27 protein-coding genes and 1 tRNA gene are annotated in these 19,675 nt (G+C 73.7%); 8 read left to right on the top strand and 20 right to left on the bottom strand.

The window, feature by feature from the left end; translation table 11 throughout:
- Positions 1–78 precede the first annotated feature (78 nt).
- On the bottom strand, positions 79–1,419 hold the full coding sequence (gene phoH2 / locus RDV89_RS15240) for an RNA 5'-3' helicase PhoH2 (RefSeq protein WP_315734193.1): 1,341 nt from the start codon (positions 1,417–1,419) through the stop codon (positions 79–81).
- Between the two features lie 303 nt (positions 1,420–1,722).
- A complete protein-coding gene (locus tag RDV89_RS15235) occupies positions 1,723–2,502 on the bottom strand; it encodes an isoprenyl transferase (RefSeq protein WP_438823286.1) in 780 nt (259 codons plus the stop codon).
- A gap of 122 nt (positions 2,503–2,624) precedes the next feature.
- Between RDV89_RS15235 and trhA the strand changes: the two genes are divergently transcribed.
- The 3 genes from trhA (at position 2,625) to RDV89_RS15220 (ending at position 4,716) form a co-directional block, all read left to right on the top strand.
- Positions 2,625–3,389: a PAQR family membrane homeostasis protein TrhA gene (gene trhA, locus RDV89_RS15230; RefSeq protein WP_315734191.1), complete on the top strand. Its 765-nt coding sequence runs from the start codon at positions 2,625–2,627 to the stop codon at positions 3,387–3,389.
- A gap of 91 nt (positions 3,390–3,480) precedes the next feature.
- A complete protein-coding gene (locus RDV89_RS15225) occupies positions 3,481–4,203 on the top strand; it encodes a hypothetical protein (protein ID WP_315734189.1) in 723 nt (240 codons plus the stop codon).
- Between the two features lie 45 nt (positions 4,204–4,248).
- A complete protein-coding gene (locus RDV89_RS15220) occupies positions 4,249–4,716 on the top strand; it encodes a PaaI family thioesterase (protein ID WP_315734187.1) in 468 nt (155 codons plus the stop codon).
- 12 nt (positions 4,717–4,728) lie between these two features.
- Here RDV89_RS15220 and RDV89_RS15215 read toward each other — a convergent pair whose 3' ends face one another.
- From RDV89_RS15215 to RDV89_RS15205, 3 genes are read right to left on the bottom strand one after another with little or no spacing between them, the layout of a single operon-like run.
- On the bottom strand, positions 4,729–5,373 hold the full coding sequence (locus RDV89_RS15215) for a class I SAM-dependent methyltransferase (protein ID WP_315734185.1): 645 nt from the start codon (positions 5,371–5,373) through the stop codon (positions 4,729–4,731).
- On the bottom strand, positions 5,366–6,199 hold the full coding sequence (truA, locus tag RDV89_RS15210) for a tRNA pseudouridine(38-40) synthase TruA (protein WP_315734183.1): 834 nt from the start codon (positions 6,197–6,199) through the stop codon (positions 5,366–5,368). Before truA ends, RDV89_RS15215 begins: the two co-directional genes overlap by 8 nt.
- Before the next feature lie 9 nt (positions 6,200–6,208).
- Positions 6,209–7,213 (bottom strand): PfkB family carbohydrate kinase, encoded by a 1,005-nt coding sequence (locus RDV89_RS15205; protein ID WP_315734182.1) that lies wholly within the window; start codon positions 7,211–7,213, stop codon positions 6,209–6,211.
- Between the two features lie 57 nt (positions 7,214–7,270).
- On the opposite strand from RDV89_RS15205, the gene RDV89_RS15200 reads away from it, so the two are divergent.
- On the top strand, positions 7,271–7,627 hold the full coding sequence (locus RDV89_RS15200; RefSeq protein WP_315734180.1) for a GntR family transcriptional regulator: 357 nt from the start codon (positions 7,271–7,273) through the stop codon (positions 7,625–7,627).
- A gap of 3 nt (positions 7,628–7,630) precedes the next feature.
- On the opposite strand, the gene RDV89_RS15195 is transcribed toward RDV89_RS15200, so the two are convergent.
- The 9 genes from RDV89_RS15195 to RDV89_RS15155 form a co-directional block, all read right to left on the bottom strand.
- Positions 7,631–7,864 carry a hypothetical protein gene (locus RDV89_RS15195; RefSeq protein WP_315734178.1) on the bottom strand — a complete coding sequence of 78 codons (234 nt, stop codon included), beginning with the start codon at positions 7,862–7,864 and terminating at the stop codon, positions 7,631–7,633.
- Between the two features lie 88 nt (positions 7,865–7,952).
- Positions 7,953–8,531, bottom strand: a complete 579-nt coding sequence (gene rplQ, locus RDV89_RS15190; protein ID WP_315734176.1) for a 50S ribosomal protein L17 — start codon at positions 8,529–8,531, stop codon at positions 7,953–7,955.
- Between the two features lie 106 nt (positions 8,532–8,637).
- Positions 8,638–9,654: a DNA-directed RNA polymerase subunit alpha gene (locus RDV89_RS15185; RefSeq protein WP_315734174.1), complete on the bottom strand. Its 1,017-nt coding sequence runs from the start codon at positions 9,652–9,654 to the stop codon at positions 8,638–8,640.
- Between the two features lie 127 nt (positions 9,655–9,781).
- Positions 9,782–10,390 carry a 30S ribosomal protein S4 gene (gene rpsD / locus RDV89_RS15180; RefSeq protein ID WP_315734172.1) on the bottom strand — a complete coding sequence of 203 codons (609 nt, stop codon included), beginning with the start codon at positions 10,388–10,390 and terminating at the stop codon, positions 9,782–9,784.
- Positions 10,391–10,422: 32 nt separating this feature from the next.
- Positions 10,423–10,830 carry a 30S ribosomal protein S11 gene (gene rpsK, locus RDV89_RS15175; RefSeq protein ID WP_163772483.1) on the bottom strand — a complete coding sequence of 136 codons (408 nt, stop codon included), beginning with the start codon at positions 10,828–10,830 and terminating at the stop codon, positions 10,423–10,425.
- 62 nt (positions 10,831–10,892) lie between these two features.
- Positions 10,893–11,267, bottom strand: a complete 375-nt coding sequence (rpsM, locus tag RDV89_RS15170; RefSeq protein WP_315734168.1) for a 30S ribosomal protein S13 — start codon at positions 11,265–11,267, stop codon at positions 10,893–10,895.
- 172 nt (positions 11,268–11,439) lie between these two features.
- Positions 11,440–11,553 (bottom strand): 50S ribosomal protein L36, encoded by a 114-nt coding sequence (gene rpmJ, locus RDV89_RS15165; protein ID WP_315734166.1) that lies wholly within the window; start codon positions 11,551–11,553, stop codon positions 11,440–11,442.
- A gap of 31 nt (positions 11,554–11,584) precedes the next feature.
- Positions 11,585–11,806: a translation initiation factor IF-1 gene (gene infA, locus RDV89_RS15160; protein WP_179429549.1), complete on the bottom strand. Its 222-nt coding sequence runs from the start codon at positions 11,804–11,806 to the stop codon at positions 11,585–11,587.
- A 265-nt stretch (positions 11,807–12,071) separates the two neighbouring features.
- Positions 12,072–13,175, bottom strand: coding sequence for an LLM class flavin-dependent oxidoreductase (locus tag RDV89_RS15155; protein ID WP_315734161.1), 1,104 nt, complete (start codon positions 13,173–13,175; stop codon positions 12,072–12,074).
- Positions 13,176–13,302: 127 nt separating this feature from the next.
- On the opposite strand from RDV89_RS15155, the gene RDV89_RS15150 reads away from it, so the two are divergent.
- The 4 genes from RDV89_RS15150 to RDV89_RS15135 are packed head-to-tail and all read left to right on the top strand — an operon-like array spanning position 13,303 to position 16,363.
- Complete coding sequence (locus RDV89_RS15150) at positions 13,303–13,611, top strand: STAS domain-containing protein (RefSeq protein WP_315734159.1); 309 nt, start codon at positions 13,303–13,305, stop codon at positions 13,609–13,611.
- A 26-nt stretch (positions 13,612–13,637) separates the two neighbouring features.
- The gene (locus RDV89_RS15145; RefSeq protein ID WP_315734157.1) at positions 13,638–14,054 is read left to right on the top strand and encodes an ATP-binding protein; all 417 of its coding nucleotides are present in this window, start codon (positions 13,638–13,640) and stop codon (positions 14,052–14,054) included.
- Positions 14,051–15,349, top strand: coding sequence for a PP2C family protein-serine/threonine phosphatase (locus tag RDV89_RS15140; RefSeq protein ID WP_315734155.1), 1,299 nt, complete (start codon positions 14,051–14,053; stop codon positions 15,347–15,349). Before RDV89_RS15145 ends, RDV89_RS15140 begins: the two co-directional genes overlap by 4 nt.
- Before the next feature lie 9 nt (positions 15,350–15,358).
- Positions 15,359–16,363, top strand: coding sequence for a cobalamin B12-binding domain-containing protein (locus tag RDV89_RS15135; protein WP_315734153.1), 1,005 nt, complete (start codon positions 15,359–15,361; stop codon positions 16,361–16,363).
- On the opposite strand, the gene RDV89_RS15130 is transcribed toward RDV89_RS15135, so the two are convergent.
- The 6 genes from RDV89_RS15130 to RDV89_RS15105 form a co-directional block, all read right to left on the bottom strand.
- A tRNA-Leu gene (locus RDV89_RS15130) sits at positions 16,333–16,406 on the bottom strand. The two genes, RDV89_RS15135 and RDV89_RS15130, sit on opposite strands and share 31 nt — an antisense overlap.
- A gap of 47 nt (positions 16,407–16,453) precedes the next feature.
- The gene (locus tag RDV89_RS15125; protein WP_315734151.1) at positions 16,454–17,026 is read right to left on the bottom strand and encodes a peptide deformylase; all 573 of its coding nucleotides are present in this window, start codon (positions 17,024–17,026) and stop codon (positions 16,454–16,456) included.
- Positions 17,023–17,541 carry a glycine cleavage system transcriptional repressor gene (locus tag RDV89_RS15120; protein ID WP_315734149.1) on the bottom strand — a complete coding sequence of 173 codons (519 nt, stop codon included), beginning with the start codon at positions 17,539–17,541 and terminating at the stop codon, positions 17,023–17,025. Before RDV89_RS15120 ends, RDV89_RS15125 begins: the two co-directional genes overlap by 4 nt.
- Positions 17,542–17,563: 22 nt before the next feature.
- A complete protein-coding gene (locus tag RDV89_RS15115) occupies positions 17,564–18,478 on the bottom strand; it encodes a Ppx/GppA phosphatase family protein (protein ID WP_315734147.1) in 915 nt (304 codons plus the stop codon).
- On the bottom strand, positions 18,475–19,047 hold the full coding sequence (locus RDV89_RS15110; protein ID WP_438823285.1) for a DUF501 domain-containing protein: 573 nt from the start codon (positions 19,045–19,047) through the stop codon (positions 18,475–18,477). Before RDV89_RS15110 ends, RDV89_RS15115 begins: the two co-directional genes overlap by 4 nt.
- A complete protein-coding gene (locus RDV89_RS15105; protein ID WP_315734145.1) occupies positions 19,044–19,646 on the bottom strand; it encodes an FtsB family cell division protein in 603 nt (200 codons plus the stop codon). The genes RDV89_RS15110 and RDV89_RS15105 overlap by 4 nt, the downstream gene beginning before the upstream one ends.
- Between the last annotated feature and the right edge of the window lie 29 nt (positions 19,647–19,675).

Genomic DNA, 19,675 nt, shown 5'->3' with positions numbered 1-19,675 from the left:
CGCGAGGCAAGCCGGCGTACCAGGGCCCGGATCGCCCTGGTACGCCGGCCCGTGCTCGTGCGCGGGCCGCGACCCGACTCAGACGGTCACGTTCTCCAGCATCTCGGTGACCAGCGCGGCGATCGGCGAGCGCTCCGAGCGGGTCAGCGTGACGTGGGCGAACAGCGGGTGGCCCTTCAGCTTGTCGACCACCGCGACGACCCCGTCGTGGCGGCCCACGCGCAGGTTGTCGCGCTGCGCGACGTCGTGGGTCAGGACCACCTTGGAGTTGGCGCCGATGCGCGAGAGCACCGTCAGCAGCACGTTGCGCTCCAGCGACTGCGCCTCGTCGACGATGACGAACGCGTCGTGCAGCGAGCGACCGCGGATGTGGGTCAGCGGCAGCACCTCGAGCATCCCGCGGTCGAGGACCTCCTCGATCACGTCGCGCGAGGTCATCGCACCCAGGGTGTCGAAGACCGCCTGCGCCCAGGGCGACATCTTCTCGCTCTCGCTGCCGGGCAGGTAGCCGAGCTCCTGGCCGCCGACGGCGAACAGCGGCCGGAACACGACGACCTTCTGGTGCTGGCGGCGCTCGAGCACCGTCTCCAGCCCGGCGCACAGCGCCATGGCCGACTTGCCGGTCCCCGCCCGCCCGCCGAGCGAGACGATGCCCACCTCGGGGTCGAGCAGCATCTCGAGGGCGACGCGCTGCTCGGCGGAGCGGCCGTGGACGCCGAACGCCTCGCGGTCCCCGCGCACGAGGTGGATCCGCTTGTCGACGCCGACCCGCCCGAGGGCGGTGCCGCGCTCGGAGAGCAGGACGAGGCCCTGGTGGCACAGCAGGTCCTGGCCGACGGGGCCGTTCCCGAGGTCCGGCAGGTCGGTCACCCCGACGTCGTACAGCTCGTCGAGCACCGAAGCCGGCACCTCCAGCTCGGCCATCCCCGAGTACCCGACCTCGGAGTCGCTGACGGCCTCGCCGCGGTACTCCTCGGCGTTGAGGCCGACCGCTGACGCCTTGATGCGCAGCGGCAGGTCCTTCGACACCAGCGTGACCGCGTTGCCCTCGTCCGCGAGGTTGCGGGCGACGGCCAGGATCCGCGTGTCGTTGTCCCCGAGCCGGAAGCCGGACGGCAGCGACTGCGGGTCGGTGTGGTTCAGCTCCACCCGGATGGTGCCGCCCACGTCCCCGATCGGGATCGGCGCGTCGAGACGGCCGTGGGTGACCCTCAGCTCGTCGAGGGCGCGCAGGGCGGTGCGGGCGAAGTAGCCCAGCTCGGGATGGTGACGCTTGCCCTCCAGCTCGGTGATGACCACCACCGGGAGGACCACCTCGTGCTCGTCGAAGCGTCGCAGCGCGCCGGGATCGGCGAGCAGCACGCTGGTGTCGAGGACGTAGGTGCGGACGGACGTAGCGCGCGTCGGGTTCGAGGCCACGGTCTACCCCTCACGAACCGGCACGCGCACTCCTCGCCCGGTCCTAGCTCCTGCAGATGGACGCAGGCGTCACCCGAAGACGGGAGTGCCCGCCTCCTGCCGCGCGGCAGCCACGCCGTGCGGTGCGGTCGTGAGTTCTCACGCTCGGGCCTCCTGGTACGGCGGGCTTCCCCACCCGCCGATGCGGTGAAGGTACTCCCGCACGGTGCCGCGACACGGCAGGACGCGCACCCCGTGTGTGAATGCTGTGTGACGAGTCGCGGAACGCCGCGACGGGCACCGCGGCCGGGACGGCCGCGCCCGTCAGCGGCCGTGGCGCCGCTCGCGCTGGGCGTACGCCCGCACCGCGCGCAGGAAGTCGACGCGGCGGAAGTCGGGCCACAGCGCCTCGCAGAAGTAGAACTCGCTGGCCGCGCTCTGCCACAGCAGGAAGCCGCCGAGGCGCTGCTCGCCGGAGGTGCGGATGACGAGGTCGGGGTCGGGCTGACCACGGGTGTAGAGGTGCGCGCTGATCGCGTCGACGTCCACGCCGGCGGCGATCTCCTCGACCGAGAGACCGCGGTCCTTGCCCTCGAGGATCAGCGAGCGCACGGCGTCGGCGATCTCGCGCCGCCCCCCGTACCCCACCGCGACGTTCACCAGCAGGCCGTCCACGTCGGCCGTGGCCGCCTCGGCGGCCTTGAGCCGCTCGCGGGTGGCGGTCGGCAGCAGGTCGAGCGCGCCGACGGGGTGCAGGCGCCAGCGGCGCTGGTCGGCCAGGCTGTCGACCGCGTCGGAGATGATCTCGAGCAGCGGCTCGAGCTCGGAGGCCGCACGGTTGAGGTTGTCGGTCGAGAGCAGCCACAGCGTGACCACCTCGACCCCGATCTCCTCGCACCAGCCGAGCAGCGGCTCGATGTTCGCGGCGCCGGCCCGGTGGCCGTGCGCGGTGTCCGCCCCGACCGCGCGGGCCCAGCGGCGGTTGCCGTCCAGCATCACGCCGATGTGGGCCGGCAGCCGCGCCGTGTCGAGCCGGCGCGCGAGCCGCGCCTCGTACGCGGGGTACAGCGCACGGCGTGCGACGGACTTCCAGCTGCGGGCCACCGGAGGATGCTAGCGAGGTCGCCCGCCCGACGCCCGCCTGCCCGGTGCGCGCGGACCGGGGCCGTGGCGGAACTCTCGTCCTCGAGCACCGCGACCCGACCGTCCGGACGTAGGCTGGGCCCATGAACGCTCCCACCCAGCGTCTGCGCGACGGCGTGCACGACCTGCGCGAGGCCGCCAGCGAGCGGGTCGACGCCGCCGGTCGCCAGGTCCGCGACGCCCTGGGCGAGATCAAGCCGAAGCTGCGCGGCTGGCTGCACCTCGCGACCGCGCCGCTCACGCTCGCGGCCGGCATCGTCCTGGTCGCCCTGTCCCCCGACACGCTCACCCGGGTCGGCTCGGCCGTCTTCACCCTCTCGGCCCTGCTCCTGTTCTCCGTCTCCGCGATCTACCACCGCGGCACGTGGTCACCGCGGACGTGGCAGTTCCTGCGCCGCTTCGACCACTCGAACATCTTCCTGCTGATCGCGGGGTCCTACACGCCCTTCACCCTCATGCTGCTCGACGGCTGGGAACGGATCACCCTGCTCACCGTGGTCTGGTCGGGCGCGCTGCTGGGCGTGGCCCTCAAGGTGTTCTGGGCCGGCGCCCCGCGCTGGCTCAACGCCCCGATCTACATCGCGCTCGGCTGGGCGGCCGTGTTCTTCATCCCGAGCTTCGCGAGCGGCGCGACGGCGCAGTACGGCGCCGGGATCGGGATCGCGACGTTCGTCCTCATCTGCGTGGGCGGCGGCCTCTACACCCTGGGCGGCGTCGTCTACGGCGTGAAGCGGCCGAACCCCTCGCCCCGCTGGTTCGGGTTCCACGAGGTCTTCCACACCTTCACCATCCTCGCCTTCGTCACCCACTACGTGGGCGTCTCGCTGGCGACGTACGCCCTGCGCTGAGGCCCACGCGTCGTCGCGTGGTGTGACCAGCGGCGCGCCGCAGTTGCGCCATTCGGGTGCGCCGCGGTGCCCTGCGGTGGTGTCATCAGTCGTGACCACTCACTTCGACCGCGTCGGCGCCGCCCAGGTGGTGCTCGACCTGTGGCGGTCGGCGCTCGCACCGACGGTGCGTCGGTGGTCGCTGGTGGTCTCCGCCCCGGACCTCCTGGAGGTCACCCACGACGAGATGGCCGTCTACGACGGCGGCGGCGCGCTGGCCCCCTTCCTCGCCGTCCAGGCCGTCGACCGTGGCATCGATCCGCAGGCGGTCGTGGGTCCGCTGGCCGACGCCGTGCGACCCGTCCCCGGCGAGGTCCCCCTCACCTCGGCCACCGACGCGCTGCTCGCGCTCGTGGGCGGCCCGCGCGCGGTCAACGAGCGCCTGCGCCGCACCGCGTACCGCACCCGCGTCCGGCCCACCGGCGCCACGGTGCTGCCCGCCGAGCACGCCGAGATGCTCGCCGCGCTCGCCGGCAACCCCGCCTACGACGCCGTACGCACCGCGCTGGCCGCCGACGCCCCCTGGGGGCTGGCGGCCTGGGTGAGCAGCGAGACGGTGCTGTGGCACGTGCAGGCCTGGACCGCGACGACCCGCCACGGCGGCGCCGTGCTGGCGCTGCCCGACGGGGCCGAGCTGGCCGTGCACTGCTTCACCGAGGTCGAGCCCGCCCCGCTCACGCTGGCCGACCCGACGTACGCCGCGATGGGCCGCGCCTTCGCGCTCACGCTGCGCGAGCTCGGCCTCGGCGGCCTGGTGAGCGCGCCCGGCCTCTGACGGCCGCGCACCCCACGACGGCCCCGCCTCTGCCAGGGTGGGCCCGTGACGACGAGCCTCCAGGACCGCTACTTCAGCGCCATGAACTGCTTCGGCTGCGGCCCGGCCAACGAGTCGGGCCTGCGGCTGCGCAGCTTCGCCCCGACGGGCCAGGGCGAGCACGGCGACCTCACCACCGCCCGCTTCACCCCCTGGCCGGCGCACGACAACGGGCTGGGCTTCCTCAACGGCGGGATCATCGCGACGCTCCTCGACTGCCACTCCGCCGCCGCGGTGGTGCACACGGCGCACGAGCGCGGCTGGCCCGCGGACGAGGGCGTGCCGCTGCCCTACGTGACGGCCGGCCTCGACGTCCGCTACCGCCGCCCGGCCCCGCTGGCCGCGGAGGTGACGCTGCTGGCCGAGATCGTCGACGCCTCGCGCGACGTGGTGACGGCGCGGGTGCGCCTCGAGCACGACGGGAAGGTACGCGCGGAGGCCGAGGCCGAGTGGCGGCGCTGGCGGGCGCGCTGAGCCCGCACCGTCTCAGCCCGTCGCGTCCCCGCGGCGCACCTCGAGCACCCGGAACCCCTTGGCGGAGGCCAGCCGCGTCGTCGGCCAGCCCTGCTCGCCGAGCCACCGCTGCAGGGAGTCGGCGCCGAGGTTGCGCCCGACGACCAGCACCGCCCGACCGCCGGGCGCCAGCCGCGGCAGCCAGGTCAGCAGCAGCTCGTGCAGGGCCGCCTTGCCGATCCGGATCGGGGGGTTGGACCAGATCTCGTCGAACTCCGCGTCCGGGTCCACGGCGTCCGGCGTGCGGGCGGTGAACCGGGCCTCCAGCCCGAGCGCCGCGGCGTTCTCGCGGGCCAGCAGCAGCGCGCGCTCGTTGACGTCGACCGCGGTCACCTCGACGCCCTCGACGCTCGCCGCCACGGCGAGCCCGATGACGCCGTAGCCGCAGCCGAGGTCCAGGACGCGGCGCACGTCCTGCGGCGGGTCCGTCTCGCGGAACAGCACCGCGGTGCCGACGTCGAGCCGCCCCCGGGCGAACACCCCCGAACCCGTCACCAGGCGGAGGTCGCGTCCCCACACCTCGACCTCGACCGGCTGCCGCGTGAACGGCGCCGTGGGGTCGGCCGTGAAGTAGTGCTCGTCGGCGGGAGCCGTTCCGTCCGTCCTCGGGTCACCCACGGGTCCGCACCTTCCTGGTCTGCTCGGCGCGCAGCGCGAGCTCGGCGTCGTCGGGGTAGCCGACCTCCTCGAGGACCAGCCCGTGCGCGTGGACGACCTGCACCGAGGGGTCGCGGACACCGGCGGTCAGCACCGCGTGCGCCCACCCGGGCTCGCGCCGCCCCTCACCGACGGCCAGCAGGCAGCCGACCAGCGCGCGCACCATGTTGTGGCAGAACGCGTCCGCCCTGATGGTGCCGACGAGGATGCCGTCCGGGTGCCTCGCCCAGTCCAGGTCGAGCAGGGTGCGGATCGTCGTGGCCCCGGGTCGCTTCTTGCAGAACGCCGCGAAGTCCTGCTCGCCGACGAGCTGGGCGGACGCGGCGTTCATCCGGTCCTCGTCCACCGGCTGGCCCCAGGCCAGCACGTGACGGCGGGTCAGCGGGTCGACGAGATCGACCCGGTCGGCGATCCGGTACGCGTAGCGACGCCACACGGCCGAGAAGCGCGCGTCGAAGCCCTCAGGCGCGGTGCGGGTGCTGTGGACGCGCACGTCGGGCGGCAGCACGCCGTTGAGCTTGCGCGTCAGCGCCGTCACGGGGTCGGCGTCGCCGCGACCAGCGGAGGCGAGCACCGTCGCGTCGTCGAGGTCGACGTGCACCACCTGGCCCCGGGCGTGCACGCCGGCGTCGGTGCGCCCGGCCACCACGACGGTCGGCGGCTCCGTGACGCGCAGCAGCCGGGCGAGCGCGGCCTCCAGCTCCTGCTGGACCGTCCGCAGCGCGGGCTGGCGGGCCCAGCCGTGGAAGTCGGTGCCGTCGTAGGCGAGGTCGATCCGCAGGCGCACCCGCAGATCCTACGAGCGCACCCGGTCGCCGACCTCGGCGAGGTACGGCGGGTCCGCGCCGGGTCGCGAGACCGTCAGGGCCGCGGCGCGCACGGCGTACGCCAGGGCGCCCCGCAGCTCGTCCGCCCCGAGCGCCGCGAGCCGCTCGCGGGTCCCGGCGCCGACCACGTCGAGGTCCCACAGCGCGCTGACGAACGCCGCCGCGAGGGTGTCGCCGGCGCCGATGGTGTCGACGACCCCGAGGTCCGTCACCGCGGGCACGGCCACGCGCCCGGCCGAGGCGTGGCACTCCGCGCCCTCCGCGCCGCGGGTGACGACCACCAGGGCCGGCCCCAGGTCGCGCAGGTGCCGCACCGCGTCGGCCTCGGCCAGGTCGGGCCAGAGCGCCGCGAGGTCCTCGTCCGAGGCCTTCACCACGTCGGCCTCGGCGACCAGCGCCTCGACGCGGCCGATGACGTCCGCGCCGGTGCCGGTGATGGCCGGGCGGGCGTTGAGGTCGTAGCTGACGAGCGCCTCGCCCCGGTGCGACCGCACCGTCTCGAGCACGCTCTCGCAGCCGGGCGGCAGCACGGCGGCGATCGAGCAGGTGTGGACCCAGCCGACGGCGCCCTCCGGAACCGCCACGGGGCCCAGGCGCCACTCGAGGTCGAACTCGTAGGTCGCCGCTCCCCCCTCCCCCAGCAGTGCCACCGCGGACGAGGTGCGTGCGATGGTCTCGGGGTCGGCGGCCAGGCGTACCCCGTCGCGTCCCAGGTGCGCGGCCAGGATGCCGCCGAGGCGGTCGTCGGCCATCGCCGTGGCGAGCCACGAGCGCCGGTCGAGGCGCGCCAGTGCGACCGCCACGTTCGCGGCCGAGCCGCCCGCCCGCTCGTGCTCGGCGCCTGCGGCGTCGCGCACCACGTCGACCAGCGCCTCGCCGACGACGAGCACCGCCCACGGGACCGGCTCGGGGGCCGGCTCGGGGATCGGCTCGGGCGTCGGCGGGTGCTCCGGCTGCTGGGCGTGCGCGTCCACGGGCCCACCTCATCACACCGGCGGGCGGACCCGCCCGGATGGCCTAGCGTGGCGCCCGTGCTGACGCCTCCCGACCCGAGCCTGGACACCCCTCCGTTCGAGCAGCTGCGGGGCCAGGTCGCCCGCGCCGTCGCGGACGGGTCGCTGGCGCCGGGCGAGCGCCTGCCCACCGTGCGGGCACTGGCCGCCGAGCTGGGCGTGGCCACGAACACCGTGGCGCGCGTCTACCGCGAGCTCGAGCAGGACGGGGTGGTCGTCACCCGGGGGCGGGCCGGCACCTTCGTCGCCGAGTCCGGTGCGGGCGACGCGGACGCGGACGCCGCGCTGACGGCGTACGTCCTGGCCGCACGTCGCGCGGGGCTGGCCCGTGCCGAGGCCGTGCGGGCGCTGGAGCGCGCCTGGGACCCGACCTGAGGCTCAGGCGTCCCGGACCAGCCCCTCTCCGCCCGACTCCTCCGCGGCGGCGGCGACGTCCGGGGCGTCGGTCGTGGGAGCCACGTCGTCGGCCGGCGGGGTCGGGTCCGCATCGGGGTGGCCCGGCCGCGGCTCGGTGCCCGCCACGTGCTGGCCCGCCTCCGCCTCGCGGGCGCTGCCCTGGGTGGTGGGCTCGTCGGTGCTCAGCTTCTCGGCCGGGGCCTTCTCCTCGCTCATCGCCCCACCGTAGGCACCCCGGACAACGCCGACGGCCCGCCACCCCTCGCGGGGTGACGGGCCGTCGGTGCGTGCGGGTGAGGGAGGCTCAGGCCTTCTTCTCGTCCTCGGCGGACTCGGTGGTCTCCTCGGCGGCGTCCGTGGACTCCTCCGTCGACTCCTCCGTGGTCTCGTCCGCGGCGTCCGTCGTCTCGGTCGACTCCTCGACCTCGTCCGCGGGCTCCGCCACCGGGGCGGCCGGGCCGGAGGCCGGCTTCGTGACGGCCTTGGCCACGTACGCCTCGGTCACGAGCTCGATGACCGCCATGGGAGCGTTGTCGCCCTTGCGGGGGCCGAGCTTCGTGATCCGGGTGTAGCCACCCGGGCGCTCCGCGAAGGTCGGCGCGATCTCGGTGAAGAGGACGTGCACGATGCCCTTGTCACGGACGGTCTTGAGGACCTCGCGACGCTGGTGCAGCGAGTTGACCGCGTCGTCTGCCTGCTCGGCCTTGTGGGCCTTGACCGCCTTGGTGATGAGCTTCTCCGCGACGGGGCGCAGCGTGCGCGCCCGCGACTCGGTCGTGACGATCCGGCCGTGCTCGAAGAGCTGCGAGGCCAGGTTCGACAGGATCAGACGCTGGTGCGCGGGGCTGCCGCCGAGGCGGGGACCCTTCTTGGGGGTGGGCATCAGTTCTCTCTCTTCTCCCCGGCCGTGCGAGGTACCGGGGTAGACGGCGCAGCGGGCGCTGCGCAGGGTGGGCTCGGGCGGCCGGTCGGCCGCCCGAGCGGGTGGATCAGTACTGCTCGTCCTCGACGAACGTGTCGTCGTCGTCGTCGCCGTAGGCGGCGAGAGCGGCCTGCGGGTCGAACCCGGGCGCGCTGTCCTTGAGGGACAGGCCCATCTCGACCAGCTTGGCCTTGACCTCGTCGATCGACTTCGCGCCGAAGTTGCGGATGTCGAGGAGGTCCTGCTCCGAGCGGCTGATGAGCTCACCCACGGTGTGGATGCCCTCGCGCTTGAGGCAGTTGTACGAACGGACCGTCAGCTGCAGGTCCTCGACCGGGAGGGCGAGGTCCGCGGCGAGCTGCTCGTCGACCGGCGAGGGGCCGATGTCGATGCCCTCGGCCTCGACGTTGAGCTCGCGGGCCAGGCCGAAGAGCTCGACCAGCGTCTTGCCGGCCGACGCGATCGCGTCGCGGGGCTGGATCGACGGCTTGGTCTCGACGTCGATGATCAGCTTGTCGAAGTCGGTGCGCTGCTCGACACGGGTGGCCTCGACCTTGTAGGTCACCTTCAGCACGGGGCTGTAGATGGAGTCGACCGGGATGCGGCCGATCTCGTTGTCCGCACCCTTGTTCTGCACGGCGGAGACGTAGCCGCGGCCGCGCTCGACGACCAGCTCCATCTCGAGCTTGCCCTTGTCGGACAGCGTCGCGATCTTCAGGTCGGGGTTGTGCACCTCGACACCGGCCGGCGGCGCGATGTCGGCGGCGGTGACGTCACCGGCGCCGGACTTGCGCAGGTACATCGTGACGGGCTCGTCGTGCTCCGAGGAGACGACCAGGCCCTTCAGGTTCAGGATGACCTCGGTGACGTCCTCCTTCACCCCCTCCACGGTGGAGAACTCGTGGAGGACGTTGTCGAGCTTGATGCTGGTCACGGACGCCCCGGGGATCGAGGACAGGAGCGTGCGACGCAGCGAGTTGCCGAGCGTGTAGCCGAACCCCGGCTCGAGCGGCTCGATGACGAACCGCGAGCGGAAGTCGCCGACAACTTCCTCCGTGAGGGTCGGGCGCTGAGCGATGAGCACTGTGTGATTCCTTTCCGGACCCACCCACCATTTGACGGGTCCGAACGACGTGGAACGTGGGACGAACGAGGACGAACGCCGGCGCGGGGCAGTGGTCGACCGACCACCCGCCCCGCACCGGACAGTGTCACTTCTTCGAGTAGAACTCGACGATCAGCTGCTCCTGCACGGGCACGTCGATCTGCGCACGGACCGGGCGCTGGTGCACCAGGATCCGCATGCGGTTCGGGACCGCCTCGAGCCACGCCGGCACGACGCGCTCGCCGTGCGTCTCGCGCGCCACGATGAACGGGGTCATCTCGAGGGACTTCTCCCGCACGTCGATGATGTCGTACTGCGACACCTGGAACGACGGGATGTTGACCTTCTTGCCGTTCACCAGGAAGTGGCCGTGGCTCACGAGCTGGCGGGCGTGGCGGCGCGTGCGGGCGAAGCCGGCGCGGTACACCACGTTGTCGAGACGGCACTCGAGCAGCTCGAGCAGGTTGTCACCCGTCTTGCCGGTGCGGCGCGAGGCCTCGACGTAGTAGTTGAAGAACTGCTTCTCGAGGATGCCGTAGGAGATGCGGGCCTTCTGCTTCTCCTGCAGCTGAGCGCGGTACTCGCTCTCCTTGACGCGCGCGCGGCCGTGCATGCCGGGCGGGTACGGGCGACGCTCGAACGCGGCGTCGCCACCGACGAGGTCGACACCGAGACGGCGCGACTTCTTGGTCATGGGGCCGGTGTAACGGGCCATGGGTCAGTCTCTCCTTGGTCTCTGGTGTCGGGTCAGACGCGGCGGCGCTTGGGCGGCCGGCATCCGTTGTGGGGCTGCGGCGTGACGTCCTGGATGGTGCCGACCTCGAGGCCGATCGCACCCAGGGACCGGATCGCCGTCTCGCGGCCCGAGCCCGGACCCTTGACGAAGACGTCGATCTTCTTCATGCCGTGCTCCATCGCCCGACGACCAGCGGCCTCGGCGGCCATCTGGGCCGCGTACGGCGTGGACTTGCGCGAGCCCTTGAAGCCGACGGTGCCGGCAGAGGCCCACGAGATCACCGCGCCCGTGGGGTCGGTGATGGTGACGATGGTGTTGTTGAACGTGCTCTTGATGTGAGCCTCGCCGGCGGCGACGTTCTTCTTCTCCTTGCGGCGCACCTTCTTGGCACCGGCCGCAGCGCGTCCCTTGGGGGGCATGCGTTATCTCCTGAAAGTTCTGGTGAAGTGAGTGGAGGAGGGCAGCGATCCCGACGCGGGGATCAGCGAGCCTTCTTCTTGCCGGCAACCGTGCGCTTCGGACCCTTGCGGGTGCGGGCGTTGGTCTTGGTGCGCTGACCGCGGACCGGCAGGCCCATGCGGTGGCGGCGACCCTGGTAGCTGCCGATCTCGATCTTGCGGCGGATGTCGGCCTGGACCTCACGGCGGAGGTCACCCTCGAACTTGTAGTTGGCCTCGATCTCGTCGCGGAGCTTCACCAGCTCCTCGTCGCCGAGCGTGTGCACGCGGGCGTTCGGGTCGACCCCGGTGACGGCGAGGATCTGCTGGGCGCTCGTGCGCCCGATGCCAAAGATGTAGGTGAGTGCGATCTCGATGCGCTTGTCGCGCGGGAGATCGACACCAACGAGGCGTGCCATGTGGCGTTTCCCTTCGGATGCACAGAGGTGTCGGTCGTGTCGCGTCCGGTGTCTTCCCGACGGGTGTCGGGCACCGGCTCCGGCCTCTGCTCCGGAGGTGCATCCCCCGCTGGTGCGGGTTGAGCGAACACGGTGGGGTGCTGCTGCTGGTGGGCCCGGGGGCCCGGGCGCGTCAGCCCTGACGCTGCTTGTGCCGCGGGTTCTCGCAGATCACCATCACGCGGGAGTGGCGACGGATCACCTGGCACTTGTCGCAGATCTTCTTGACGCTGGGCTTGACCTTCACGGAGGAGGTCCTTTCGGGGTGTGTCGGCTGGTCACTTGTAGCGGTAGACGATGCGGCCGCGAGTCAGGTCGTACGGCGACAGCTCCACCACCACGCGGTCCTCGGGGAGGATCCGGATGTAGTGCTGGCGCATCTTGCCGCTGATGTGGGCGAGAACCTTGTGCCCGTTGCTGAGCTCCACACGGAACATCGCGTTGGGGAGAGCCTCGACAACCGAGCCCTCGATCTCGATGACGCCTTCCTTCTTGGCCATGTCCTCACATTCCGTCGCGCCGGGATGCACCCGGTCTGATTCGTTCGTGATCGTGCTTGCTTCTCGCCTACCGTGTCGTGCACCGGTCGCCCGACAGGGGCGTCCGGCCGGCCCGGGAACCTCCTGCCCCGCGAGCGGGGCAGTGGACCTCGTGCAGCCGCCCGTGGACCTCATCCCGGACGAGCCGGGCAGCCGCGAGGCACCACGAAGCAGACCCACGTTGGGCCGACGCACCAGTCTAGGGAAGCGCCCCCGCAATTCCTAATCACGCCGCGAGCAGGCGCAGCGTCTCCTCGCGTGCGGGCGAGGTCGCGGGGTCGGTGCCCGCGACGGCACCCGCCACGGGGTGCACCATCACCTCGTCGACCCCGAAGCCCGCGGCCAGCTCGGCGATCCGCCGACGAGCCCCGACCGGCTCGTCGACCACCCAGCGCTCGAGCATGGCGTCGGCGAGGGCGGCGTGCGACTCCGGCAGGTCGACGGCCTCGGCCTCCTCCACCAGCAGCTGGGCGGCCAGCGGCTGGCCGGTGCGCAGCGCGAGCATCATCAGCTGGTTCGGGCGTGCCCGCCGCTGCGCCTCCTCGCGGGTCTGCGCGACGACGGCGTTGACCGTCAGGAAGGTGCGCGGCTCCGCCAGCTCGGGCGAGGGCCGGAAGCTCGACCGGTAGAGCTCCAGCGCCCGCTCGGTCCCCTCCCCCGTGAAGTGGTGGGCGAAGACGTACGGCAGCCCCTTCTGCGCCGCCAGGCTCGCCGAGTAGTCGGAGGAGCCCAGCAGCCAGGCCGTCGGCACCGACGTCGCCTGCGGTGTCGCACGCAGCGCGTGCGTACGCCCGGCGGCACGCAGGCCGACACCGTCGGGCTCCATCATCGCCAGGACGTTGTCGACGTACTCGGCGAAGCGGGACACGCCCTCGTCGTCCGCGCCCGCCGGGCCGCCGTGGCGCAGGGCCCAGCTCGTCACCGGGTCGGAGCCCGGGGCGCGGCCGATGCCCAGGTCGATCCGGCCGGGGAAGGCGGCCTCCAGCAGCGCGAACTGCTCGGCGACCACCAGCGGGGCGTGGTTGGGGAGCATCACGCCGCCGGACCCGAGGCGGATCCGCTCGGTGGCGGCCGCGAGCATCGCGATCAGGACCGGGGGGTTGGTCGCGGCGACGGCCGGCATGTTGTGGTGCTCGGCGATCCAGTACCGCTCGTACCCGGTCGCGTCCGCGACCCGGGCGAGCGCTCGCGACGCGGCGACGGCGTCGCCGGAGGCCTGGTCGGAGCGCACCGGCACGAGGTCGAGGACGGACAACCGCGGCGTACCGGGCGACGGCGGCGCGGACGGGTCGGAGGGGCGGGAGGAGGGCGACGTGGCTTCGGTGGACATCGGTCGGCACAACGCCCCACCGGCGTCCGACATTCCCTCACCCGACCGGGTGAGCAGGGCCGACGTGCGGACACGGTGGCCGGACGGGCCGCCGCACGCTCACCCATCCTGAACTACCATCGCTCCCGTGACCGAGACCTCCTTCTCCGCGACGACCGAGTCCGACAGCCTGCTGCTGTCGGGTGACATCGACGCCGCCGACCACCGCGCGCTGAACGAGCTGATCGACTCCGCGAGCAAGGGCTTCACCGAGAGCCTCACCGTGGACCTGCGCGGCGTCACGTTCCTGCCGAGCATCATCGTGGGCGTGCTGGCCCGCGCCACGGTGCTGGCGAAGAAGAACGGCGCGCGGATCACCCTCGTCGCCGCGGAGGGCAGCGTGCCGCAGCGGGTGCTCACGGTCTGCAAGATCCCCTTCCAGCAGGTCGACGCCTGACGTCGCCCGAGGTCCCCGAGGTCACCGTGGTCGCCACCCCCGCCCCCGAGCCGGTCGAGACCGGCTGGCACGCCGTCGAGCTCCCGCACTCCGACGACGCCGCCCGGAGCACGTGCGCGGTGATCCGTGACGACCTGGCGGCCCTGCACCTGTCGCCCCGCGCCCTCAACGACGCGATCATCGTGGCCGGCGAGCTGGTCATCAACGCCGTGGAGCACGGCACGGCGAGGGCGGACGGCACCATCAGCCTGCTCTGGAGCCTCGCCGAGGAGCACCTGGTCGTGCGCGTCGTGGACGCCGGCTGCGACGGCGAGATCACCGTCGGCGCGCTCAGCTCCGACGGCCTGCGCGGGCGCGGCCTCGCGATGGTCGCCTCCATCTGCGACGAGTGGTCCGTCAACCGCGCCGCCGGCACCACCATCACGGCGAGGATCCCGCTGTGAGCACCCTCTCCGACGCCGGACGCGGCTACCGGCGCGACCACGAGGCGCTGCTGGCGCAGCTCGGCGAGGTCCTGGGCTCCGTGCACCGCCCGACCCGCGCCCTCGAGCTGCTGGTCGACGCGTTCGTCGACACCGTCGCCGACTTCGCCCAGGTCGCCCTGCGCGGCGGCCAGGGCTGGATCGCCGTCGGGCGCACCGCGGGCCACCAGGTCGTCGGTGTCGACGACCACGCCGTGGGCCGGCGCCGGGCGGAGGCGATCCGCGACCTGCTCGCCCGCCGCACCGCCGAGCACTGGGTCCTGCCGCCCGACACCCCCGAGCGGATCGAGGTCCTCGGCAACCTCTTCGGCGCCACGCCGCTCGTCGAGCAGCTCGACTCGCTCGACGCCGTCTCGCTGCTGCACGTGCCGCTCGTGGCGCGCGGCCGAGCGCTCGGCATCCTCACCCTCGCGCGTCGCGGTCCCGAGGACTTCACGCCCGAGGAGATCGGCGCCCTCGAGGACGTGGCCGGTCGCGTGGGGACGAGCCTCGACGTCTCGGTCGTCGTCGCCGACAACCGGCACGTCGCGTCCGTGCTGCGCACCGCACTGCTGCCGCCACCCCTGCCGTCGGCGCACGACCTCGACGTCGCCTCCTACAACCGCGTCGCGCAGGAGGACGTCACCGTCGGCGGCGACTTCATCGACCTGCACGGCACCGACGAGGACCTCACGATGCTGCTCGGCGACGCCGTCGGCAAGGGCGTGGCCGCCGCCGTGGCCGCCAAGCGCATCCGCTCCTCGGTGCGCACCGCCGCGCTGGTCGACCGCTCCCCCGACCGCGTGCTCGACCTGACCAACCGGGTCCTGGTCACCGAGGTGACCTCCCCCATCGAGAGCTTCGCGACCGCGGTGTGCGGGCGGCTGCGGCGGCTCGAGGACGGGGCGTACGACGTCACCCTCACCAACGCGGGCCACCCGCCGCCGATCATCCTGCGTCGCAGCGGTCGCCTGGAGTACGTGGAGTCCCACGGTCCGGCGCTGGGCGTCTTCGAGGACGCGGAGTACGGCAGCAGCACGCACCGGCTCGAGATCGGGGACATCCTGGTCTGCTACACCGACGGGATCACCGAGGCCCGCGGTCGCGCCGACATGTTCGGCGAGGACGGCATCGCGAACGCCCTGGCCGGCCTCGGCGGTGCCCCGAGCAGCGCGGTCGTCGAGCGCCTGGCGATGAGCGTCTCGTCCTTCATGGGCGTGGACTCGCTCGACCGCGACGACGCGGCCATCCTGGCCGTCCGCCCGACCGGGGTCTGAGCCCGCCGGATGATCGACACCGCCGCGCGCGAGGGGTACTGGGACGCGGTCGCCACGAGCGACCCCCTGCGTGCAGGCCGGGTGGCCGCCGACCTGGTGGCCTCGGGCACCCCCCTGCCCACCGTCCTCGACGACCTCGTCGCCGCCGCCCAGCTGCGCGTCGGCGACCTGTGGGCCGCCAACGAGTGGAGCGTCGCGCGCGAGCACGCCGCGACCGCGGTCGGCGAGCACGTGGTCCGCCGTCTGCGCCGCGACCTCGAGGCGCAGGCCACCGCCCGCCGCACCGGCGCCCCGCTGCTGATGGTCTGCGCCGAGAAGGAGTGGCACGCCCTGCCGGCTCTCCTGCTCACGACCCGTCTGGAGCACGCGGGCCACCGGGTCGTCTACCTCGGCCCCGACGTCTCCACCACCGCGCTGCAGATCGCGATCGACGAGCACAACCCGCGGGCCACCCTCGTGAGCGCCTCGCTGTCCTCGTCGCTGTTCTTCGCCCGCCGCCACGTCGAGACGTCCACGTCGGTCGGCGTTCCCGTGGTGGTCGGGGGCGCGGCCTTCGACCCCGGCGGGGTGCGGGCACAGCGGCTCGGCGCGACCGCGCACGCCGCCTCCGCCTCCGTGCTCGCGCGGCGCCTGCCCGACCTGCCCGCCCGGGTGCGTCCGGCGCCACCCCTGACCAGCGACTCCGCGCGGGAGGCGTACGCGCTGGTGCCCGGTCTCTCCGTCGTCGCCGAGGCGCTGGTGAGCCGCGCCCGCGACGGCGGCAGCGGCGCGGCCGTCGTCGCGGTGGCCGACCAGGTGCCGCACCTGCTCGGCACGCTCGTCGCGGCCCTGCTCCTCGACGATCCGGCGATCATGGCGGAGGGACGCTCGTGGCTGCGTGCGGTCGCGGAGGCCCGCCCCGGCGCCGCGGCCGCGGTCGACCGGCTCTGGGAGGAGCTGGGGCGGCACGTGCGGGACTTCCCGCAGGCCTACGACCTGCTGCGTGCCCCCGGTGAGACTCGAACTCACAACTGACCGTTTTTAAGACGGTCTCCTCTGCCGGTTGGGATACGGGGGCCCGGGCCCGAGGCTACGGGCGTCGGCGGTGCTGGACCGGGGGCAGGCTCACAGGTAGGTCTTGCGCTGGTAGATCGCGTGGGCGCCCGCGACCCGGTCCAGGAAGAGCAGACCCTCGCAGTGGTCGATCTCGTGCTGCAGCGCGCGGGCCTCGAAGGCGTTGGCCACGACCTCGACCTCCTCGCCCGTGCCGGGCACCTGACCGCGCACGACGATGCGGGAGGGCCGCTTCACGTCGCCGGTCAGGTCGGGCACCGACATGCAGCCCTCGCGGGCCTTCTCGTTGCGGCTCGAGGACACCACGACCGCGTTGCACAGCACGAAGGTGCCGTGGTGGTCGCGGGTCTTCGGGTGCTCGGAGACGTCGACGCAGAACACCTTGGCGCCGACACCGACCTGCGGCGCGGCCAGGCCGACGCAGCCGGGGCTGACGCGCATCGTGGCCACCAGGTCGGCCGCGAGCCGGACGGTCGCGGGATCGGTCGGGTCGACCTCGGCGCCGACGCTCGAGAGCACCGTCGCGGGCGCGCGCACGACCTCCAGCACCGTCCCGTCGACCCCCAGGTCGGCCTCGGACCAGGCGGCGACCGTGGGGTTCACCGCCGTCGGGGTCTCGCTCACAGCTCGTCGGCCTCCGCGGCCCGCAGGGTGACGCCGACACCGAGCCGGTCCGCGACCTCGGCGAGCACGGCGCGCAGGGCCTCGACGTCGACGTCGGTCGGGAGGTCGACCTCGGCGAGCAGGACGTAGAGGTCCCCGGACAGGCGGGTGGTGAGGTCCGTGACGTTGCCGCGCGCCTGCGCGACGGCGCCGACGACCGCGGAGACGATGCCCGGGCGGTCGCCGCCGTGCACCGCCAGCAGGTACGGGCTGCCGGAGGCCGCAGCGCCCTCGTCCGCCGGCACCTCGCGCACCGTCACGGTGAGGGTGCCGTCGTCGGCCAGCGGCAGGAGCGCGTCGGCGATGCGGCCCTCGGTCGCACCGCCCGCGCAGATCAGCGTCATCGCGAAGTGGCCGCGCAGGAGCGTCATCGAGGTGTCCTCGATGTTGAGGCCGAGGTCCGCGAGGACGGCGGTGGTCTGCGCGATGATGCCGGGTCGGTCGTGGCCGAGGACGGTGATGGCGTGCTGCGTCACCGGAGCATTCTCGCAGGCGTCGTCACGGCGTCGCGATCGAGGCCGCGATGCCGTCGAGGATGTCCGCCACGGAGAGCGTCACGTGGTCGACGCCGGCGCGCGCGAGCACCCGGTCGAGCACGACCGCACCCGCACCGACCACGTCCGCACGACCCGGGTGCATGGGGCCCAGCGCGCGTCGGGCCTCCACGTCGAGCGCCAGGAGCCGGTCGGCCTGCTCGGCGACGGCGGAGCGGTCCACGACGGCCTGGTCCAGCGCGGCGGGGTCGAACGTCGCGTGCCCGAGCGCCAGCGCTCCGACGGTCAGGGCCGTGCCGGCGACGCAGACCACCTGGGCGGCGCGGGCGACGTCCACCCCGCTGGCGTCGAGCGCCGCCTCCACGTCGCCGACGCAGGCCTCGACCTCGTCGGGACCCGGGGGGTCGGAGTGCAGGTGCCGCTCGTGCAGGCGCACCGAACCGACGTCCATCGAGAAGGCCTGCGTCACGACCACGGCGCCGCTCGCGTCCCGCTCCCCCAGCACGAGCTCGGTCGAGCCGCCGCCGATGTCGACCACGAGCACCGGCAGGCGCGGCTCGGAGCCGAGGTTGCGCACGGCGCCGGCGAAGGTCAGGGCCGCCTCCTCCGCACCGCTGAGCACCTCGGGCTCGACGCCCAGGCGCTCGCGCACCCCCGCCCGGAACGTCGCCGCGTTCGAGGCGTCGCGCGTGGCGGAGGTCGCGCAGAACCGGATCCGCTCGACCGGGTGCTCCGCGAGGATGGACGCGTACTCGTCGAGGGCCTCGAACGCGCGGCGCATCGCCGCGTCGTCGATCCGGCCGGTCGCGTCCACGCCCTGGCCGAGACGCACCATCCGGGCGGTGCGGACCACGGCGGTCGGCGGCGTGCCGACGTAGAGCTTGATGGTGTTGGTGCCGCAGTCGACGGCGGCGATCACGCCGGACCCTCGGCCGCGGCGTCGGCAGCCGGCTCGGCGGGGGCGCCCTCGCCGACGCACGGGCCGCTCGCCCACCAGTCGCCGAGCGCGTCGAGGACCTCGTCGCCCAGCGGGTTGACCCCGCGTCCCTGGGCGAGCGACTGCCCGGCGAGCACGTGGAGGCACTTGACGCGGTCGGGCATTCCGCCGGCGGAGATCCCGGCGATCTCGGGAACGCCGCCGACCTGCGGCTCCAGCTCGGCGCGGGCCGCCAGGTACGCCTCGTGGGCGCGCGCGTACGCGGCCGCCAGCTCGGCGTCGTGGCCGAGCCGGGCCTGCATCTCCTTCATCACGCCGCCGCCCTCCAGCGTCCCGATCCGTGACGCGGCGCGGGGGCAGGTCAGGTAGTAGGTCGTGGGGAACGGGGTGCCGTTCGGCAGCCGCGGCAGCGTCGTCACGACGTCCGGGTTGCCGCACGGGCAGCGGTGCCCGACCTCCGCGATGCCCCGCGGGGTGCGCCCCAGCTGGGCGGCGATGGCGGCCTCGTCCTCGGCGGCCACGGTCGGCGCGTCGGGCTCGGGCGTCGTCACTCGTCTTCCTCCTCGCCGCCCACCGGCGGACCCTCGATCTCCTCGGCAGGCTCCTGCTCCTGCTCCTGCGCGGCGGCCTCCTCGGGGTTGCCCGCCGCCTCCACCGACTCCCAGGTGGTCTCCCACCACGCCGGCGCGACCTCGCGCTCGTCGCCCGCGACCGGCTCGGAGAGCGAGCCGTGGCTGCCCAGCGGCTCGCCGTCCTCGCCGATGACGACGTAGGGGGTCTCCCCCGGCTGCACGAAGTCCAGCCGCTCACGGGCCTGCTGCTCGACGAACGCCGGGTCCTCCCAGCGCCGCTTCTCGCGCTCCAGCGCCCGGATGTCCTCGGTCGTGGTGTCGATCTGGGCGCGCAGGTCGCCCAGGTGCTCGCGCTGGGTCAGGTACGCCCGCAGCGACGAGGCGTACGAGACCGTCAGCACGGCCAGCACCAGCACCAGGATCGCCGCCCGCCCGGTGAACTTCGGGCGGGGACGCCGAGCGGCGGCCGCGGCAGCGGGCGTACGGCGTGCGGACGGGCGGGAGGACGGACGGGACCTGCCCGGCCCGCGGCTGGCCGCGGGCCGGGAGGGCCGCTTGCGGCGACGCTCCTCGGCCATCGTCCGTCCTCTCGCTCGTCGGGTGGTGC

The organism is Nocardioides imazamoxiresistens (genome assembly GCF_032378595.1).
Taxonomy (GTDB): Bacteria; Actinomycetota; Actinomycetes; order Propionibacteriales; family Nocardioidaceae; genus Nocardioides; species Nocardioides imazamoxiresistens.
This window is presented reverse-complemented; position numbering and strand designations above follow the sequence as displayed.

Excerpts from the sequence above, each read along its gene's own strand:
- RDV89_RS15105 (WP_315734145.1), bottom strand. The coding sequence starts at position 19,646 with ATGGCCGAGGAGCGTCGCCGCAAGCGGCCCTCCCGGCCCGCGGCCAGC.
- RDV89_RS15155 (WP_315734161.1), bottom strand. The coding sequence starts at position 13,175 with ATGTCCACCGAAGCCACGTCGCCCTCCTCCCGCCCCTCCGACCCGTCC.
- rpsK (WP_163772483.1), bottom strand. The coding sequence starts at position 10,830 with ATGCCCCCCAAGGGACGCGCTGCGGCCGGTGCCAAGAAGGTGCGCCGC.
- rpsD (WP_315734172.1), bottom strand. The coding sequence starts at position 10,390 with ATGGCCCGTTACACCGGCCCCATGACCAAGAAGTCGCGCCGTCTCGGT.
- rplQ (WP_315734176.1), bottom strand. The coding sequence starts at position 8,531 with ATGCCCACCCCCAAGAAGGGTCCCCGCCTCGGCGGCAGCCCCGCGCAC.
- RDV89_RS15135 (WP_315734153.1), top strand. The coding sequence starts at position 15,359 with ATGATCGACACCGCCGCGCGCGAGGGGTACTGGGACGCGGTCGCCACG.
- infA (WP_179429549.1), bottom strand. The coding sequence starts at position 11,806 with ATGGCCAAGAAGGAAGGCGTCATCGAGATCGAGGGCTCGGTTGTCGAG.
- trhA (WP_315734191.1), top strand. The coding sequence starts at position 2,625 with ATGAACGCTCCCACCCAGCGTCTGCGCGACGGCGTGCACGACCTGCGC.
- RDV89_RS15195 (WP_315734178.1), bottom strand. The coding sequence starts at position 7,864 with ATGAGCGAGGAGAAGGCCCCGGCCGAGAAGCTGAGCACCGACGAGCCC.
- rpsM (WP_315734168.1), bottom strand. The coding sequence starts at position 11,267 with ATGGCACGCCTCGTTGGTGTCGATCTCCCGCGCGACAAGCGCATCGAG.